Raw genomic sequence first — 16,972 nt, 5'->3', positions numbered from 1 at the left:
CCCAAAAGGCCGTACGACCCTCGAGAGATTGGAGGTCGAACGTAGCGCGAAGATCGGGTCGGTTGCGATAGATTAAGGCCATCAAAGGTGTTGGTTCACCGTCGACTTTGGCATAGCCTAAATAATTGAAGTGAATGCTACCTAGAAGTTGCCGGATCGAGTCCGCGTTTCGCGCTGTGATCTGCTTGAGCTGCACAAGAGACTTAAACCGAACCACATCGCAGTTGCCATCCTCAATGCCGGGGTCGGAAGAAAGGTTGGATAGCAAAGCAGAAAGTTGCTCCAACTCAATCCAATTGCCATTCTCAAAGTATTCGCCTTGGCCATTTTCAAACCACCAGTCCCAGAAATCGGCGAAACCATTTGTAGTATTGAGATCAAATGCTACTTCCAGATCTGTCCTACTTTTATAGATCAGAGATAGTATTGGTGGCAAACCTGAACTCAAGACCTTAGGATTTCGCAGGCTTGAAAAATATAATTTCTCAAAGAATGACCTAATTTCTGAAGTATTTTCAGAGAAATCTATCTTTTGCAAGGCTGCATAAGAAACGCGTTGCATTTCAAACTGAAATACGGGCGATGCGCTAAAATAGTTGGTCAATATTTCAATGTATTGCTTACCTTTCACCGCCTCGAAAATTGAACTAAACTCGTGCTTCCCTTCGGTGAGCCACCAAACCCAAAAGTTCAAAAGGGAGGCCTTGTCATCAGGAAAGGACGCGCGCAGATCATCCCGATTGCGGAGTATCAACCGGAGGAGGGGAGTCAGCCCTAATTGGTTTTCTTGAAATGCGCTGTCTAAATGCTGCAGATGTAGATCAGCGGCAATTTTTTTGTCCAGAATATTCCTTATCCCAGGAAACTCTTGGTATCCGTCGCTGAGCCACCAAAACACCAAGGCATCAGCGCCAGAGTCCGTATCTATATCATAGATCCGCTGAAAATGGGGGCCGCAAGCAATCCATGTCGAGACCAGACCTGTGGGCAAATCATAGCCAAAGGTCGATAAATAACGATACGACAATGCGAGTAAGGCGGTAGGCTCTGTCGTGTTCATTCGGGCACACATTTCAATTGACCATTTGCGTAAGAATTGGCGTTTGCATGTCGCCAAATCAAGTCATTTTTTAGATTGGCCTAAATGATGGGTTATGATCGATGAGTCGTAATTGGTATAGGAATCAAGTAGATACTCCCAGTGCAATGCTGTGGGAATATTTGCCGGATTGTTGCGCACCAAATCTCTCTTTATGTATGGATATCTTTCAGAGCGGATCAAATAATCCCAATAATAGTGGGTGGGGTTATAGGTGTCCGCATCCCGCTCGGAATTGTTCAGACGCTGCAAAAATTCGGCAATCGCTGGCTCGTCGCTATCGTGGGCAAGCTCGTCAATTACCCCGCTTCGCCGAGATTCCGCATCCTTACATGAAAACTGTGCGCCTAATCGGAGCCCAGAGCTCTGCATCTTTTGGCTAAATCCGATCTCACCTAAGCGTACCACCCATTGTTTGCCGTTCACGTATGGATATCGCCTCCAGAATGCCCTGAAAGCCTTGGAGTCAATCGCGGACTTGTGCACTAACAAGAAGTACGACTGCAAATGATAGGTGATCTCTCGACTGTCTGTCATCGCCCAGATGTCAAATACACTAGGATCGAAATTATCTATATATTTCGCTAATGGAAAAAGGGGGCCATAAACGCTGTCGTTGGCAAGAATTAGACTTTGAACCTTGTCAAGATTGCCTATTGCGCGAACGCCTTCTGAATATGCACCGAAGTCATATCCAATGTTCCGTCGAAGCAATACTTCGCGACAGACGTTTTGAATCGAGCTCACATCGTGTTCATCAAGTCGCGGGCTATTGCTAACAAATGTCAGCCTGAAACCTAGCTGCGAAATCGCATTAAGGTGAAATTTGACAAACTCGTCAATTTTGCCGCTTGCGTCGTAATGTACGTAGATTGCGTGCTTGTTGCTTTGACTGTTAGGGTCTCTTCCGTGCCATCGCCGTCTGATCGTCGGCAAAAACCTCGAAAAGTAACCTGTGACGCTAACGACGCCGAGTGCTAGTCGTTTCCGGTACGCTGACAAAGACTTACCCCATGAGCGGTTCATTCGAAATTGCTCCAACGCCATCACAATGATTCGCGTTCGCTCAATTTTCTTTGTTGAACGCCTCCATCAATCCCGCCCTAAATCTTGAGGCCCCGCAATCGTCAGCAACTTTTTGCAGAGCTTCGGCTCTAACGCTGTTCCATAGCAATTCGTCGTTGTAGATGCGCAGCACGCCGGCACCGAACGCCTCTGGATCGGCGCCACATAAAATGGCGACGTTTTCTTTCCAACCCAGTTGCTGGACAATTAAAGGGGTCGCGACGCAAGGAAGGCCAAACGATGCTGCGGCGTGAACCTTATGGGGAATGCCTGCTGCAAAACGTGTTGGAGCTATAAATACTCGAGCTTGATCATAGAGAGGCCTGAGATCTTGCTGTATTCCTAGGAGATCGACGTTGCGAGACGCAAGGGACTGCACCGATGGCGCGTCGTTTTTACCCACGACCTTCAGTCTTATATCTGGATTGATAGCCGTAATGTGGGGAAGAACCTCAGACACAAACCATACAAGGCTATCGACGTTTGGCGAGCCCTCGCCGTCAAGTCGGCCTACGAAAAGCAGATCGCGCCTAGCGTCCCAACGGGCAGGCGTGGGCTGTACATCGAGAAGATGTCCTAAAACTGAGACAGTGCTAGATTTGTAATCGCGGAAATAGGAAGCCTCCTCCTCGGAGACCGTAATAACGTGGTCTGCGAATGAGGTAAGAGACAACTCGCTTTCGAGTAGCTGTGCAGCCTCAGTCTCCGTAATATCCTCTCCCGCGACGGTTCGCCTTAGAATTTCGCGTGCGGAAAACATTGCTTCGGCGTCATAAATTAGCTTAGCCTTTCCGAACAAGGCCCGGTTCTTCGATAGCAGACCAGCGATAATTTCCATGTTGGTGGGGCGACTGACCACGACGAAATCATACATATTCGAGCGGGAGCGTAGGAATTCGTCAATGCCGGCAACACCCAAGCCAAGCATCACCTCAACACTCGAAGGTAACGTCGCATAAACCTTGTCCCAATCGTCATCTGGCACGAGCAGGGGATAAAAACTTACCGCAAAGCCTTCTTGGTCCAAAGTTCGTATAATTTCCGCACATCGCGGGTAGCCAGCACCATGGGACTCGTGAGGCACCATTTCATCGATGACCAAGACGTTTTGTTTTTGCCGCGGTACAATACGGGCGCTTAGCGCATTTGCAGGCACTGACGGATAGTGAGTCTTTAGGCGCGGCCAGTGCCGCCTGCAAAAAATTTGCTGATTTTTAATTTGTTGCGAGAACGCCCATTCGCTCTGGCCGGCACTACCAAATTCGTAGTGGTCGATGATGGCCTTAGGTTCATACACGACACGATACCCGGCATCTTGAAGCCGTAAGCACAGATCTGTTTCCTCGTAGTAGGCGGGGGCAAAAACCTCGGCAAACCCTCCTAGCATGCGCCAGACATCCCTGCGGACCAATAGGAACGCCCCGGAACAATAGTCAACATCGCGCTGAAACTGGAATTCAGGATCGTTTGGATTCCGGCCTCTGCCATATCCGAGGCAAGTCCCGTCCTGCCAAACAATGGAACCGGCTTCCTGCAGGTTACCGTCGAGAAGTACGATTGGGCCTCCTACGGCCCCAATCGTCGCGTCTGCCTCCAGGGTAGTTACAGCAGCTTCGAGCGATCCAGTCCTGATGATTGCATCATTGTTAAGAAGTAAAACATGCTTTCCGCTGGCGAATTCTACCCCTTGATTTACAGCTAGGAGAAATCCGACGTTTTCAGAGTTCTTGATGATACGAGCGCCCTGCAGCCGGCCAAGAAGCTCATCAGTCTCATCTGTCGATGCGTTGTCAACGAGGATGAGCTCGAACGGAACTGTGATGTTTTGTTCTAGACCGCGAAGGCAGGCATAGGTCAGTTCGGCTTGATTCCAAGTGACCACAACGATGGAGACACATGCGTCTGCAATGAGCGGCATTTTTATCAAGGTATCGGAATTGAGAAACTCAGTGAGTTCTTCCTTAAGCTTCCGCCGGAAAATCGTCTTATGGTCTTCCATCGTTATCCTTGCTCACTCCGTTCCCTGCCAACTGCTTTGTTAGTGTCGACGTTTTTTCAGAAACCACCATTTTCAACATGTCTCGTGATCCCACCTGCACGGCGCCAGGCATTTCGTTGAAATACTTGGAGTCTGCGATTTTCACCCATTTGTACCCGGCACATTCCACGCTGAAGTAAAAAAGGCGCTCAATAGCGTGGGCAATTGTCTCGTCTTTCTGCCCTTCTTCCGGAGCAAAATCCTCAGCAGCGAGATTGAGGTCAATTAATGGCTTGAGCGCTGATGTCCGCGCCCAGAACATCGATCCGGACGGAAAATCTAGCACGTGATTGGTCATGAGCTCGATACCGAGACATCGAGCGACGTCTCTCGTTATCTCATAATTTCCGCTCCAACCAAGCCATTTCCGAATCGGTTCGTGGTGCTGAGGACCAATCATTCCAATCTCGGGTGCCACCGCAAAAAGCTCTAGAATGCTTTTTACAATTTCAGGCGAGCCTAGAAGATGATGCAATAGGAAACCACGCCATTTCTTCAAATCTTCATGGTGCGTGGAGGCTTTAGAGTGGATACAAACTACAAAGTCATATTTTGAATTTATGGCAGAAAGCAACGCCAGCTTCGGGGCAATATCCCGTCCACGGTTAGGCACAACAACCACCTCAACGCGCCCAATTTTCCACGAAGAGAATACAGCGAGAATCGCATCTCGCTTCGGTATGGAGTCTGTTGAAATATATAGATCAAAAGGACATGGAATGTTTTCAAAATATTGAGAAAACTCTGCAGCCATCTCTGGATAGTATAGATGGCACACAACAGCTATGCGCCCGATGGATGTGACGTCTATCGGATAGTCAAAGGGTACTGAGAGACTGAAATCGTCAACATGGGGTAACGTGATATTACTATGTCCCTTATACTCGTCGAATGTTACGCCGCGTCGAGCAAGGTGCGTGTGTAGTGTTGACATTTTGCTTTTCGGATAAATTGCCATGTTCTGCCCGGAAGCTTAATTGCATGGTTGCTCAGAAAGATTCCGTTCAACCCAAATCCATCGCTAAAGAGCCGTACCAATTAATTCCAATAGCTGTTTCGTCGGGCCGGGTTGGAGGTGTAGCCGTCGCATTTTCTGCGTGAGCTGTTCTCTAGCGCCGGAGCTTATCGCAGTAGCAATGGCGTTTTGCAAGGCCGCAGGTGTTGGGGTATCGACATAGACTGGCAGATCACCGAATGTTTCTCTCGACCATGGATGATCGTTGAGCACCATCGGGCTTCCGGCCAATGCCGCCTCTAAAGCTGAAAAGCCAGGATAGTCATCCCCGAGCTCAAGGTAAACCGCGCAGCTTTGCATGGCGGAGCGCAGGATCTCCGATGCCGGTTGCATGTAAGGTAGGAAACGAACATTTTCGCCGGCGGCAGCACGGCATTTGTCATAATAATGCTTGTCAGCGTAACCGCCCACGAAGACGAGAGGTATATCGATGTCCCTTAGCGCAGTGATCACTTCCAATTGTCGCTTATGTTCAGCGATCTGGCCCACCCACAAGATATACTGGTCGAGACCGTAGGCGGATTGGAACAGTCGCTCCTCGGCAGGCTTTCCAAAACCAGGGGCGATACCAGCGGGTACCACAGCAATCTTGGCAGCGGATACTGCAAAGTTTCTCTGGCAAAGTTCCTTCTCCGCATTTGTCCGCAGGATAACCAGATCAGCAAGATCCAGATGACGTTGGACAACCTCGTGTGCGCTATGCTGCTGGTCAAAAAAATTGAAGTTGGGTATAAGGACAATCGGTTTGCCAGCCGCCTTTATCTCAGACAGCAACCGTTCCCCGCCACCATGCGCGGAGAAGTGGATAACTGCATCATACGTGCTAAGGCGTCGCGAATTCGGACCGTAGAGATCTGCCCGCCCACCTACGTCATTGATGTAGTCGGCTAATTGATGCAGCTCCGTCTCCCCCCCCCCGGGTGCAAGGAAGGCCTGATGATAGGTGGTTAACAAGATCCGCAACGATTAAGTCCTTGTGGTAATCTATCCAAAAAGTGAAACATGACCCTAATGGTTTCCTCGCAGCGATTCCAGCCGTCCCGCAGACGAAAACGATCCCAGTTGATCTGGTTTTGCAAAAATATATGCTAATGCGCATGCATTGCGAGCTAGAAATTAGGGGGCATACCGAACGCGGAGACTGGTATGATCCTCGATGAAAACCGTTGGCCCCGTCGGTTGCGCCAAAATCAACAAAATGCGATCTAGCGGGTACGCATATCCTTTGCTCGCCTATTCGACCAAGGATGAATTCTTGATTTGGGGCAAGCCTCATTTCCGGAATTGTTTCTCTAAAGCCAACACCACAGCAATTTGGAAGCCCGATATGAGTGAGAACGAGACGCCCAAGACCGATTCTCGTGACGAATATTTTTCTTACTCTCAAACAACTGATGAGTATGTGCGAACTTTACCTGACGTGCAGCGGGTCTACCAGGACGCGAGACTCGTTTCATTCTATCTGCCTCAGTTCCATCCAATTCCTGAGAATGACGATGTCTGGGGAAAGGGCTTCACAGAATGGACAAATGTTAGCAGAGCAGTTCCTCAGTTTGAAGGTCACCATCAACCGCATCTCCCCGCCGATCTGGGCTTTTATGATTTGCGACGGCCGGAAGTACAAGTGGAGCAGGTCAAGCTTGCCAAGAAAGCCGGACTATCCGCATTTTGCTTTTATTTCTATTGGTTTAATGGTCATCGTGTTCTTGATCAGCCGATACAGAATTTTGCCGACAACGAAGAGATCGACTTCGAATTTTGCTTATGCTGGGCGAATGAAAACTGGACACGCCGGTGGGATGGCCGAGATGACGACGTTATCCTCAAACAATCATATGATGCAGCAGATGATATCGCTTTCATCGAGCACATATCGAGGTATCTAAAAAACAGTAAATATTTCCGTGTAAGCGGATTACCGCTAATAATGGTGTATAGGCCTGCCCTCTTGCCTGACATGGCTGCGACCGCGAAGCGGTGGAGAGATTGGTGCCATGAAGCTGGCATCGGGCCTATTTATATCGCCTATTCGCAATCGTTTGAAAAGGTCGATCCCGCGAAATACGGCCTGGACGGCGCAGTTCAGTTCCCACCCAACGACGCGCGGTGGACGGAGGAAAATATTGCCTCCTATAAGGGGCCCGTAAATTTGTATAACCCCAACTACAATGGGGAGTTATATGACTATCTAGATCTTCTACGCCGAGCAGAAGAATTCGACGCTCCTTCCTACAAATTATTTCGCGGTGTATTTCCGAGTTGGGATAATGAGGCAAGGCGTCCGGGTCTCGGCAAAACACTTCTTAACGCAAGTCCCGCGGCTTATCTAAAATACCTTGAAGCGGTAATCTTGGAAACGAAAAAGCGAATCGCCGAACCTGATGAGCAGATAGTCTTTATAAATGCCTGGAATGAATGGGCTGAGGGTGCTCACCTCGAGCCGGATAGAAAGTATGGGATGAGTTACTTGGAGGCTACCCGTATCGCTTCTCTTCGTGCTCATTTAAAGGGTCAACAGCATATCGGCGATGGAAAGCTGGCAATCGTCGTGCATGCGTTTTATCCCGAACTACTACAGGAAATCGTTGTAAATCTGCGTGATCTCGAAATTCCTCACCAAATCTTTGTGACGGCACCGAGCGACAAGGAAGTAGAAGTTAAGCGTATCGTGGAACAGGAACTTCCTGCGGCGGCAGTGTTGCTCTTTGAGAACAGGGGTCGGGACGTCGGACCGTTTCTTGAAGTTCTGCGTTCGCTTGATCTCGATGAATTTACACACATTTTGAAGTTGCATACCAAGAGGTCCAAGCATATCGCCACGGGCGATAGATGGCGGGAGGAACTGCTGTCCGCATTTACTCTTGAGCGATTGCGGACGTCTCTAAAGGTCCTGGCAGATAATCCTCATATCGGTATTCTGGGTCCCAGCGGTCATCTTCTATCAATGTCTGCATTCCTGAACCGCAATGAGAAGACGGTTCGCAAACTCGCCAAAAGAATGGGCATAAGCGAAATTTATCCGGAGAACGATAGCTTTGTTGCTGGAACCATGTTTCTTGCGCGGTCTACTGCCCTTCTACCAATTATTAATCTAGGTATCGGCCTTTCTGATTTCGAGAAGGAGGAAGGGCAGATAAATGGCACTCTGGCTCATGCGATCGAGCGATCATTGACGTATAGCGCTGAAGCGGCCGGCCTCATTGTCGCAGCCTTGGTGGATTCACCCGAAGCGCAAAACAACCCAAAGATCAACACTATAGGATCAAAATTGTATCGTTATGCAGCTTCAACGGGCTGATTAATAACCGGAGTCACTCTGAAACCAAGGCATACTTGGCCGAGGATTGCCATTTTCAAATGACATCGGGAAAAACTTGAAGTGGAGGCGCCAACCGCTTCCACACATTCGCGAAGACATCTGAAAGTACGCCTCCATTTCCTCGGAATTTCCACCCTCCTTGTCCCACTGGTCCACCTTATCGCCAAAGAGTCGAACAAGATCGCGTTCAAACTGAAACAAACAGCAATCGTAGATTCTCTCTCTGTCGGCTGGGTAAAATAAGGCCTTTATTTCAGGGTGCTTTGCGAGGAATATCGATACCGTTCTCTCAAGAACAAACGGAAGCGAACCGCAGCCGTGGGCCGCGACTCCGTAATAATCTTGCGTTTCATGCAAAAACGAATAGAGTTCTTGTCCGAGATCATCTTGGGAAAGATTGAGTATTGGAAGGATGATTTCCTCCATATATTCTTCCCAAAACAATGAATTACCAAACCAATAGCTGCAGCACGAAAGTATATTATTCGCGTGGTGCCCCTGTGCGGCCAAATCGTATTTCAAGCCGGCCTTATCCAGGACGCGTTGTGTCTTTTGCGTAAAATTTGGATCCCTGGTGTTTTCGGAAAACTGCCATAAATTTTTGTGCGTATAGGCAAATTGTGGAAACGGGTTGACCACATATACATCGTATCCGGGATTGTCCTGGATCCACGAGTCCACCTTAATTCCGTCTAAGAGGCTTTTGCCTTGGAACCGCGTCGATACGGCGCCAACGATATCGGCGCTCTTGTAAGTGCCATTGGCATATATTTCGCGGAAAATTTGGAATTCGCGCAAGCCTGGTTCCGGATTGTGCCGAAAATCAAGCGGTTCGAACCCCCTCTGGACCTGGGCGAAATGCTTGTCGAAGATACAATTCTGGAGAAGGCGGGTTTTCATGAACGAAGTCGGTCCTAGTTCCTGATGCGCTGGATGTGGCCAATGATTTAGTGCCTCCTAGCGGACTTGTCCATCGATGAGGCCATTCATTCCAGAATCCACGATGTCTTGCCGTTGCAATGACCATTGGGTTCAAGTACCAATGCTCGCCGCGAGAAGCGCCAACAACCCAATTGCTACATGGTATATATGCTACAGCCAAAATACAAAGGTATCATCCTCGCCGGCGGCAAGGGAACACGGCTTTATCCAGCGACGATCCCAGTCAGCAAGCAGTTGCTGCCGGTGTATGACAAGCCGATGATCTACTATCCGCTCAGTACGCTGATGATCGCTGGAATCACAGAAGTGTTGATCATCTCCACACCAAGTGCGTTGCCCCTCTATCAGGAATTGCTGGGATCCGGCGAAACGCTGGGTATGCGTTTCGAGTACGCGATACAGGCGGAGGCGCGTGGTCTTGCCGAGGCTTTCATCATTGGAGAGCGCTTTATCGGCGATGCGTGCGCGGCCCTCGCGCTTGGAGATAATATCTTCTATGGCACCGGCGTGGGCACGAGCGTGCGGCAGGCGAGCGAACGGGATTCCGGTGCGACCGTTTTTGCCTATTCCGTAAGCGACCCGGAGCGTTACGGGATCGTCGAGTTTGCCGAAGATAAGACAACCCCGATCTCCATCGTCGAAAAGCCGAAGAATCCGAGAAGCCACTTCGCCGTTACCGGGCTTTATTTCTACGACAACGACGTCATCGAGATATCGAAAGGCATCAAACCCTCTCCCCGCGGCGAGCTTGAGATCACCACGGTCAACGACGTCTATCTGCAGAGGGGGAAGCTTTTCGTCGAGAAGCTCGGTCGTGGCAACGCATGGTTCGACACCGGGACCCATGATAGTCTTCTTGAATCAAGCCAATTCGTGCACACGATCGAAAAACGCCAGGGCCAGAAGATCGCATGCATTGAGGAAATCGCGTGGCGCATGGGCTTCATCGATGACGAGCAGCTCGAGCAACTTGCTCATCCGCTTGTGTCGAGCGGCTATGGAAAGTACCTGCTGAGCCTAATTCCGCGATAGTTTCCATATACGCGGAATTAGACTGATCCGCCGTCTAGTAGCGGAAATTGTGATCGACGTCAGCAAAGCGCGTGGCAGTGGCATCCTTTGGCGAAAGCAGCACGGCAAGTTTGGGCCAATCTATCGCAACGTCAGGATCGTTCCATAGGAGCGATCGCTCGGACGCGGCATCCCAGTATCCCGTCTGCCGGTAGGAAACGAGGGTATCGTCCTCCAGCGCCATAAAGCCATGTGCGAAGCCCTCTGGGACATAAAACATGTGGTTGTCTGTGCCGGCAAGCTCCGTACCCGTCCATTTGCCGTAGGTCGGCGATCCCAGCCGCAGATCCACGGCAACATCGAATATCCGCCCGTGAACGCAGCGGACCAGCTTTCCGACCGCGTTTGGATTGACCTGGTAGTGAAGGCCGCGAACGACTCCTTTTGAAGAGCGTGATTGATTGTCCTGTACAAATTGCGGGAACCCAAGTTCCTGAAACGCGGAGGCGCGAAACGTCTCAGTAAACGAGCCGCGATCGTCTCCGAATTCCCTGTGTTCCAAGAGCAGGACGTCGGGGATAGCCTGTGGAATAGCCTTGAAGTTCATTTTTTTCCTTTCCTGGAGATGGCGATCGCGCTAGCAGCTTTGACGTCGATGCAGATCCGATATAGGGACACTCCCGTCAGTACAAGGTAGTGCGGAGAGCTTTCATGCGCAAAACAGCAATGGTCACTGGGGGAGCGGGCTTTATAGGATCAGCGGTCTGTCGATATCTCATTGACGAAACAGACTACGATGTGGTCAATCTGGATCTGTTGACCTATGCTGGTGATCTTCGCTCGCTCGATTCCATCAAATCCAATCCGCGCTTCTCGACCATTCAAGGTGACATCGGTGATAGTGAGCTCGTGGGTGAAATCCTGCAACGCCACCGCCCGTCGGTCATTCTGCATCTGGCGGCGGAGTCTCACGTCGACCGTTCTATCGATGGGGCGGCGCCGTTCATCGAGACCAATATTGTCGGCACCTTCCGGCTTCTAGAAGCCGTTCGCGCCTATTGGTCGGCACTCCCAGCGGCCGAGCAGACGGAATTCCGTTTTCTCCATGTCTCGACAGACGAGGTGTATGGTACGCTGGGCGACGAAGGACTTTTCTCGGAAACGACGCCCTATTCGCCAAACTCGCCTTATTCTGCATCGAAGGCTGCATCGGACCATCTGGTCAATGCCTGGCATCACACCTACGGCCTGCCGATTGTCATTTCGAATTGCTCAAACAATTATGGTCCGTTCCAGTTTCCGGAAAAGCTCATCCCGCGGATGATCACGACCGCGCTGGAGCATGGCTCGTTGCCGGTATACGGCGCCGGAAACAATGTCCGCGACTGGTTGCATGTGGACGATCATGCTTCCGCTCTATGGCTTGTGGCGACGAAGGGCCGCCTTGGTGAAAAATACAATATCGGTGGGCGCAACGAGCGCCGCAACGTCGATGTCGTTCGCACCATTTGCTCCCTGTTGGACGAGTTGGGGCCCCCTGCGCCGCAAGGGGGGTATGAGAGCCTGATCACCTACGTGACCGACCGCCTCGGTCACGATCACCGCTATGCAATAGATGCAACGAAGATCGAAACCGAACTCGGCTGGAAAGCGAAGTATGATTTCGACCACGGTCTGCGTGCCACCATCTTGTGGTATCTTTCCAACGAGTGGTGGTGGCGGCCGCACAAGGATGCTGCCGAGGCCCTCTATAAGGCGAAAGCAAAATGACACTCTTAATCTTGGGTAAGAATGGACAGGTTGCTACAGCCCTTGCGGAACTGGCCGAGGAACGCGGCCTCGAATGGGTTGCGTGGGGTCGGGGCGAGCTCGACCTTTCGAATCTCGACCAGACATACGTAGCGATCATGAAGTCGGGAGCGTCAGCCATCGTAAACGCTGCGGCTTACACCGCTGTGGATAAAGCGGAGAGCGAGGCTGCGTCGGCGATGCGCCTCAACGCGGATGCCCCAGCGATCGTCGCGCAGGCCGCAAGGGAACTCGATATTCCTTTTGTGCATATCTCCACAGATTACGTCTTTTCGGGTGACAAAACGACGCCCTACACCGAAGACGATGCGATATCGCCGATCAGCACTTATGGCCTCAGCAAGGCCGAAGGCGAGAAGCGAGTGCGTGAGGTCTATTCGGCAGCCACCATCCTGCGCACCGCCTGGGTCTTTCACGAGAGCGGAAGCAACTTTGTCAAGACGATGCTTCGCCTCGGCGGGGAACGCAAGGAACTGCGCGTGGTCGCCGATCAGCATGGCAATCCGACCTATGCGGGCGATATCGCCTTGGCCTGCTTGAAGATTGTTGAGATAGCAAAGGCTCGCTCGCACAGCGTTGCGGGCACGTTCCATTTCGCCGGTCGGGGATATACGACGTGGCATGGGTTTGCCGAGGCAATCTTCGCCGAAGCGGCAGCGCACGGATGGGTAGTGCCCGACCGTGTGACAGCAATCTCGACTGCCGAATATCCGACGCCTGCGAGACGGCCAGCCAATTCACGTTTTGATTGCAGTCGGATCGCCAGCGTGCTGGAAATTGAAGCACCGCACTGGCGCGACTCTTTAGCCCACTGCCTACAGCGGTTGGCGGTGACCAGGGGTTGATCGCTCCTGCATCATGGCAGGAAAGCCGAGGCCTTCTTTTGCTCCCATTTGCTCATTAGTTGGAGCGTGTGGGATGGATGACCGGATGCTTTTGATCTCGAGAAGAGGATAATTTATATGTTAGTTGAGACACAGGCGACGAGCCCGTTGAATCCGTCGTGGTCTGAACCGACTGAGTCCTTGCAGATACAGAAATCGCCACCTGGGGTGTATAACAACATCAAGTTGGCCTATTTCCTGGCTTGGTACGATGTGCGGCACCGCTACGCCAGATCGGTGATCGGCCCGTTTTGGATCACGCTTCAGACGGCAATTTTCGCAGGCTGCATTGGCTTTGTCTTTAGCGCTATATCGAACGTCTCCGTTCCCGAGTTCCTGCCCTATTTTGCGGTCAGTTTCGTTATGTGGAACTTTTTGGCCGGTGCGACCAACAATGCGACGACGACCCTGCTGGGTGCGGGCGGGTTCATCAAGGATCGAGGGCTGCCTGCCTATGTCTTCTATGTCCAGTGCTTTTTCCGGCATCTGCTGTTTCTCGCGCACAACATCGTCGTTCCGATTGTTCTTTTCATCTTTCTCGGCGGGGCTACGTTCCTCGGTCTCCTCATGGCTCTTCCAGGGCTGATCATTTTCATGGCGGTCACGCTCTGCCTGTCGCTCGTGGCAGGAACGCTTGCCACGCGCTATCGCGACGTGCAGCCGTTGGTCGAGTCATTTATGAACTTGGCCTTCCTTGCGTCTCCAATCATGTGGAAACCGCATGTCGTCGCGGGTCGCGACTATCTGCTGCACTATAACCCCGTGGTGCATTTGCTCGCGATTTGGCGGGAGCCATTGTTGAACGGCGCCATGCCTTGGCATAGTTTTATCGTGTCGCTGGGACTCCTCGCAATTCTTGCCCTGTTGAGCTGGTTTGCGCTGACGCGCCTGCGCAACGCAGCTTTTTGGATCTGAACAATGGCTACGATCACGCTTAAGAAAGTCACGCTTGACTATCCGATCTACGACCTGAACGACAAGTCTCTGAAGAGGCTTTTGCTGTCCGCCGCGGGCGGATCTACGGAGAAAACAACGGTCATCCGCGCCCTTCACGAGATCGACTTTGAAGTCAAAGCCGGGGAACGCATCGGGCTGTACGGGCCAAACGGTTCCGGCAAGACAACGCTTTTACGTACGATCGCGGGTATTTTTCCAATATCCGGAGGCAACATCTCCGTCACCGGTCAGATGACGCCGTTGCTCGGGCTTGCGATCGGCGCCAATATGGAAATTTCGGCCGAGGACAACATCAAGCTCTTGCTCCGCGTGGATGGTATCAAACCAACGAAAGAGCTTGTCGATTCGATCTGGGAGTTCACGGACCTGGACGAAAAGATGCGCCGCATGCCCTTGCGCACGTTCTCTTCGGGCATGCTGATGCGCGTGCTTTTCTCAGTCTCGACGGCGTTCTCACCGGAGATCCTTCTTCTGGATGAATGGCTGAGCGTCGTTGATGAAACCTTTTCCAAGAAGGCCGAGAGACGCATGGAGGATCTGGTTTCCCGTTCGAAGATCCTCATCATTGCATCCCACAACATGAAAATGCTTGAGCGCGTTTGCACACGCATCGTGCGGTTGGAACAGGGGCACATCAAATCCGATGAAGCCGTCGTGCCGGCGCGGAAGATTGATGGTGTGGAGACGCCTGCAACTGCGGCTAGCTGAGCCACAATGTAGAGAGAACAGCCTTGAGCACAGTGCACATTCATGCCCGAGATATCGTTTTGAACGACGCCGTCGGCAGCTTCGCGCGGCAGATCGCCATTCTAGCGGAGAAAGCAGGGCACGTTGTTCGGCTTTGGGCCGAACACACAGACGTTCAAGAGCCTCACCCTGTTGAAACCCGGTCGGCGTTCTGGACGGCAGTCCAGCCGCAAGATGTCATCTTTTTCAATCATTCGATCTTCGATCCTGCGCTCGACGACATTGTCGCCCTATCGAATGCCAAGATTGTCTATTTTCACAATATCACACCGCCTGATTTGATTGATCGTGCTGACGAGCGAACAATCGAGAATTGCCGGCTGGGCCTTGAGCAGCGTCCGCTTCTTGCCAAGTTCGATATCATCATGGTCAATTCGGAAGCGACGGCGAAGTGTCTGCTGGAGGCGTTCGATGCGGATGCTCTAGCGCGTCACAAGGACCGGATTGTCATCTGCCCGCCGCTCATCGGCGCGGACCGGTGGAATGCTGTTCAGGCCGAAGATCTCCGGGCTGCGTCGGATAAGCAAAATCTCCTCTATGTCGGGCGCATCGTTGCACATAAGGGCGTCCTCGATATTATCGATATCGCCGGAGAGCTAGCGGCGCTGAAGATACCGATCGCACTCGATATCGTCGGTGGTCCCGCAAACGGCCCCTATGTCGATCTTGTCAAGGCGCGCGCAAAGGCGATCGAGGAAACCCATGGCGTGCCTGTCACCTTCCATCACGGGATATCGGATCGCCAATTGAAGGCGCTCTATGAAATGACGACGGCCTGCATCGCGCACTCGTCTCACGAAGGGTTCTGCGTGCCCGCCCTCGATGCGCTGGCCTTTGATAAACCGATGTTCGTCACTCCCGTTCCCGCAATATTGGAAGTGTTGGGGTCTGCGGCATTGCTGATTCCGCAGGATGACAAGGCAGCGGCTGCCGCGGCAATCGGGGCTTTTCTCATGGATGGCGACCACGCTGGCCACGCCTCCTTGCGGAAAAAACGCTTTGAGGAACTGCGGATAGAGGCTGACGGCAGGCTCGTCCTAGCTGCCATCGAAGGGTTGGGAGCGGCCTGATGCGCATTGTCTATGCGACTTATCCCTGGGCATTCGAAACACCGGGCGGTGGCGAAATACAGCTGCTCAAATATGAACAGTATCTGTTGAACGCCGGCGCGGATGTCGTGCGGCATGATCCTTGGCGTGGCGATCTCGACAAGGCGGACATATTTCATTTTTTCTCGTGTATGGGCGGCTCCGTACATCTGTGCAACTACGCCAAGGCGCGGGGAATTCCTCTCGTCATTTCCGCCAGCCTCTGGCTGACGGAAGAAACCAAGCATCTCTACCCAATCGCCGAAATCGCCGCGCAGCTTTCCTTGGCCGATGCGATCGTTACCAATGGCGATGTGGAAAGCGACCGTATCTCGACCATACTCGGTCTATCGCGCGAACGCTTCCACACGGTGCGCAATGCCTGCGATCCGTGGTTCGGGGAGCCGGTTGACCCTGGGCTTTTCCGCTCCGCCTTCGAGGTTGATGGACCGTTTGTGCTCAATGTCGGCAATATCGAGCCACGCAAGAACCAGTTGGCATTGATCCGCGCATCAAAGCGGGCCGGCAAGCCATTGATACTCTTTGGCCACATCCGAGACGCAGAATATGGTGAGGCTTGTCTCGCTGAGGCCGGTCCGAATGTCCGCCATTTGGGCGCACTCGATCACAATAGCCCGTTGCTGCGGTCTGCATATGCTGCTTGCGAGGTTTTCTGTCTGCCTTCGACGTTGGAGACGCCGGGCCTTGCTGCTTTGGAGGCATCGGCTGCAGGTGCGCGGCTCGTGGTCACCGGCGAAGGCTCCACCCGTGAGTATTTTGGAGATCATGCTCTGTATGTCGACAGCGACGATGTAGAGGGAATTGCCGTTGCGTTGATAAAGGCAGCGGAAACGCCGCCATCGGAGCAGTTGCGGCGCCATGTAAACAAGAATTTTACCTGGAATCGAGCCGTCGAACCGTTGCTGGAGCTCTACCACAGGCTTGCGGCTGCGCGTTGACAGGCAAGTCTATTTGCCGTTACCACGGCACATTTCACG

Annotated in this window: 15 protein-coding genes; 8 read left to right on the top strand and 7 right to left on the bottom strand. The window is 52.1% G+C overall.

Features of this window, described 5'->3' with window-relative positions:
* The 5 genes from PMI03_RS23215 to PMI03_RS23195 form a co-directional block, all read right to left on the bottom strand.
* The coding region (locus tag PMI03_RS23215) for a hypothetical protein (protein ID WP_039974557.1) at positions 1–1,060 on the bottom strand (1,060 nt) is incomplete at its 3' end.
* A gap of 63 nt (positions 1,061–1,123) precedes the next feature.
* Complete coding sequence (locus PMI03_RS23210; RefSeq protein ID WP_007698979.1) at positions 1,124–2,125, bottom strand: rhamnan synthesis F family protein; 1,002 nt, start codon at positions 2,123–2,125, stop codon at positions 1,124–1,126.
* Between the two features lie 40 nt (positions 2,126–2,165).
* Positions 2,166–4,163 carry a glycosyltransferase gene (locus PMI03_RS23205; RefSeq protein ID WP_007698975.1) on the bottom strand — a complete coding sequence of 666 codons (1,998 nt, stop codon included), beginning with the start codon at positions 4,161–4,163 and terminating at the stop codon, positions 2,166–2,168.
* On the bottom strand, positions 4,150–5,160 hold the full coding sequence (locus PMI03_RS31190) for a rhamnan synthesis F family protein (RefSeq protein ID WP_007698972.1): 1,011 nt from the start codon (positions 5,158–5,160) through the stop codon (positions 4,150–4,152). Before PMI03_RS31190 ends, PMI03_RS23205 begins: the two co-directional genes overlap by 14 nt.
* Positions 5,161–5,223: 63 nt before the next feature.
* Positions 5,224–6,180, bottom strand: a complete 957-nt coding sequence (locus PMI03_RS23195) for a glycosyltransferase (RefSeq protein WP_007698969.1) — start codon at positions 6,178–6,180, stop codon at positions 5,224–5,226.
* Between the two features lie 193 nt (positions 6,181–6,373).
* Here PMI03_RS23195 and PMI03_RS23190 point away from each other — a divergent pair, with 193 nt between their 5' ends.
* Positions 6,374–8,515 (top strand): glycoside hydrolase family 99-like domain-containing protein, encoded by a 2,142-nt coding sequence (locus PMI03_RS23190; RefSeq protein WP_052034303.1) that lies wholly within the window; start codon positions 6,374–6,376, stop codon positions 8,513–8,515.
* Here the strand turns inward: PMI03_RS23190 and PMI03_RS23185 are convergent, their stop codons facing one another.
* Positions 8,516–9,436, bottom strand: coding sequence for a hypothetical protein (locus tag PMI03_RS23185; RefSeq protein WP_007698964.1), 921 nt, complete (start codon positions 9,434–9,436; stop codon positions 8,516–8,518).
* Between the two features lie 189 nt (positions 9,437–9,625).
* Between PMI03_RS23185 and rfbA the strand changes: the two genes are divergently transcribed.
* Complete coding sequence (gene rfbA / locus PMI03_RS23180; protein WP_039974563.1) at positions 9,626–10,510, top strand: glucose-1-phosphate thymidylyltransferase RfbA; 885 nt, start codon at positions 9,626–9,628, stop codon at positions 10,508–10,510.
* Positions 10,511–10,544: 34 nt separating this feature from the next.
* Here the strand turns inward: rfbA and rfbC are convergent, their stop codons facing one another.
* Positions 10,545–11,096 carry a dTDP-4-dehydrorhamnose 3,5-epimerase gene (gene rfbC / locus PMI03_RS23175; protein WP_007698959.1) on the bottom strand — a complete coding sequence of 184 codons (552 nt, stop codon included), beginning with the start codon at positions 11,094–11,096 and terminating at the stop codon, positions 10,545–10,547.
* Positions 11,097–11,200: 104 nt separating this feature from the next.
* Here rfbC and rfbB point away from each other — a divergent pair, with 104 nt between their 5' ends.
* From rfbB to PMI03_RS23145, 6 genes are all read left to right on the top strand, one after another.
* Positions 11,201–12,259: a dTDP-glucose 4,6-dehydratase gene (gene rfbB, locus PMI03_RS23170; RefSeq protein ID WP_007698957.1), complete on the top strand. Its 1,059-nt coding sequence runs from the start codon at positions 11,201–11,203 to the stop codon at positions 12,257–12,259.
* Positions 12,256–13,143 carry a dTDP-4-dehydrorhamnose reductase gene (gene rfbD, locus PMI03_RS23165; protein ID WP_007698954.1) on the top strand — a complete coding sequence of 296 codons (888 nt, stop codon included), beginning with the start codon at positions 12,256–12,258 and terminating at the stop codon, positions 13,141–13,143. Before rfbB ends, rfbD begins: the two co-directional genes overlap by 4 nt.
* Before the next feature lie 117 nt (positions 13,144–13,260).
* The gene (locus PMI03_RS23160) at positions 13,261–14,097 is read left to right on the top strand and encodes an ABC transporter permease (protein ID WP_007698950.1); all 837 of its coding nucleotides are present in this window, start codon (positions 13,261–13,263) and stop codon (positions 14,095–14,097) included.
* Positions 14,098–14,100: 3 nt separating this feature from the next.
* Positions 14,101–14,847: an ABC transporter ATP-binding protein gene (locus PMI03_RS23155; RefSeq protein WP_007698946.1), complete on the top strand. Its 747-nt coding sequence runs from the start codon at positions 14,101–14,103 to the stop codon at positions 14,845–14,847.
* Positions 14,848–14,879: 32 nt separating this feature from the next.
* Positions 14,880–15,956, top strand: a complete 1,077-nt coding sequence (locus tag PMI03_RS23150) for a glycosyltransferase (protein ID WP_234943620.1) — start codon at positions 14,880–14,882, stop codon at positions 15,954–15,956.
* Positions 15,956–16,933, top strand: coding sequence for a glycosyltransferase (locus PMI03_RS23145; protein WP_007698940.1), 978 nt, complete (start codon positions 15,956–15,958; stop codon positions 16,931–16,933). The genes PMI03_RS23150 and PMI03_RS23145 overlap by 1 nt, the downstream gene beginning before the upstream one ends.
* Positions 16,934–16,972: the final 39 nt, after the last annotated feature.

The organism is Rhizobium sp. AP16 (assembly GCF_000281735.1).
Classification (GTDB): Bacteria; Pseudomonadota; Alphaproteobacteria; order Rhizobiales; family Rhizobiaceae; genus Rhizobium; species Rhizobium rhizogenes.
Note: the sequence above shows the minus strand (reverse complement) of the source record. Positions and strands in the feature narration are given on the sequence as shown.

Excerpts from the sequence above, each read along its gene's own strand:
- PMI03_RS23205 (WP_007698975.1), bottom strand. The coding sequence starts at position 4,163 with ATGGAAGACCATAAGACGATTTTCCGGCGGAAGCTTAAGGAAGAACTC.
- PMI03_RS23145 (WP_007698940.1), top strand. The coding sequence starts at position 15,956 with ATGCGCATTGTCTATGCGACTTATCCCTGGGCATTCGAAACACCGGGC.
- PMI03_RS31190 (WP_007698972.1), bottom strand. The coding sequence starts at position 5,160 with ATGGCAATTTATCCGAAAAGCAAAATGTCAACACTACACACGCACCTT.
- PMI03_RS23160 (WP_007698950.1), top strand. The coding sequence starts at position 13,261 with ATGTTAGTTGAGACACAGGCGACGAGCCCGTTGAATCCGTCGTGGTCT.
- rfbC (WP_007698959.1), bottom strand. The coding sequence starts at position 11,096 with ATGAACTTCAAGGCTATTCCACAGGCTATCCCCGACGTCCTGCTCTTG.
- PMI03_RS23185 (WP_007698964.1), bottom strand. The coding sequence starts at position 9,436 with ATGAAAACCCGCCTTCTCCAGAATTGTATCTTCGACAAGCATTTCGCC.
- PMI03_RS23190 (WP_052034303.1), top strand. The coding sequence starts at position 6,374 with ATGAAAACCGTTGGCCCCGTCGGTTGCGCCAAAATCAACAAAATGCGA.
- PMI03_RS23155 (WP_007698946.1), top strand. The coding sequence starts at position 14,101 with ATGGCTACGATCACGCTTAAGAAAGTCACGCTTGACTATCCGATCTAC.
- rfbB (WP_007698957.1), top strand. The coding sequence starts at position 11,201 with ATGCGCAAAACAGCAATGGTCACTGGGGGAGCGGGCTTTATAGGATCA.
- rfbD (WP_007698954.1), top strand. The coding sequence starts at position 12,256 with ATGACACTCTTAATCTTGGGTAAGAATGGACAGGTTGCTACAGCCCTT.
- rfbA (WP_039974563.1), top strand. The coding sequence starts at position 9,626 with ATGCTACAGCCAAAATACAAAGGTATCATCCTCGCCGGCGGCAAGGGA.
- PMI03_RS23210 (WP_007698979.1), bottom strand. The coding sequence starts at position 2,125 with ATGAACCGCTCATGGGGTAAGTCTTTGTCAGCGTACCGGAAACGACTA.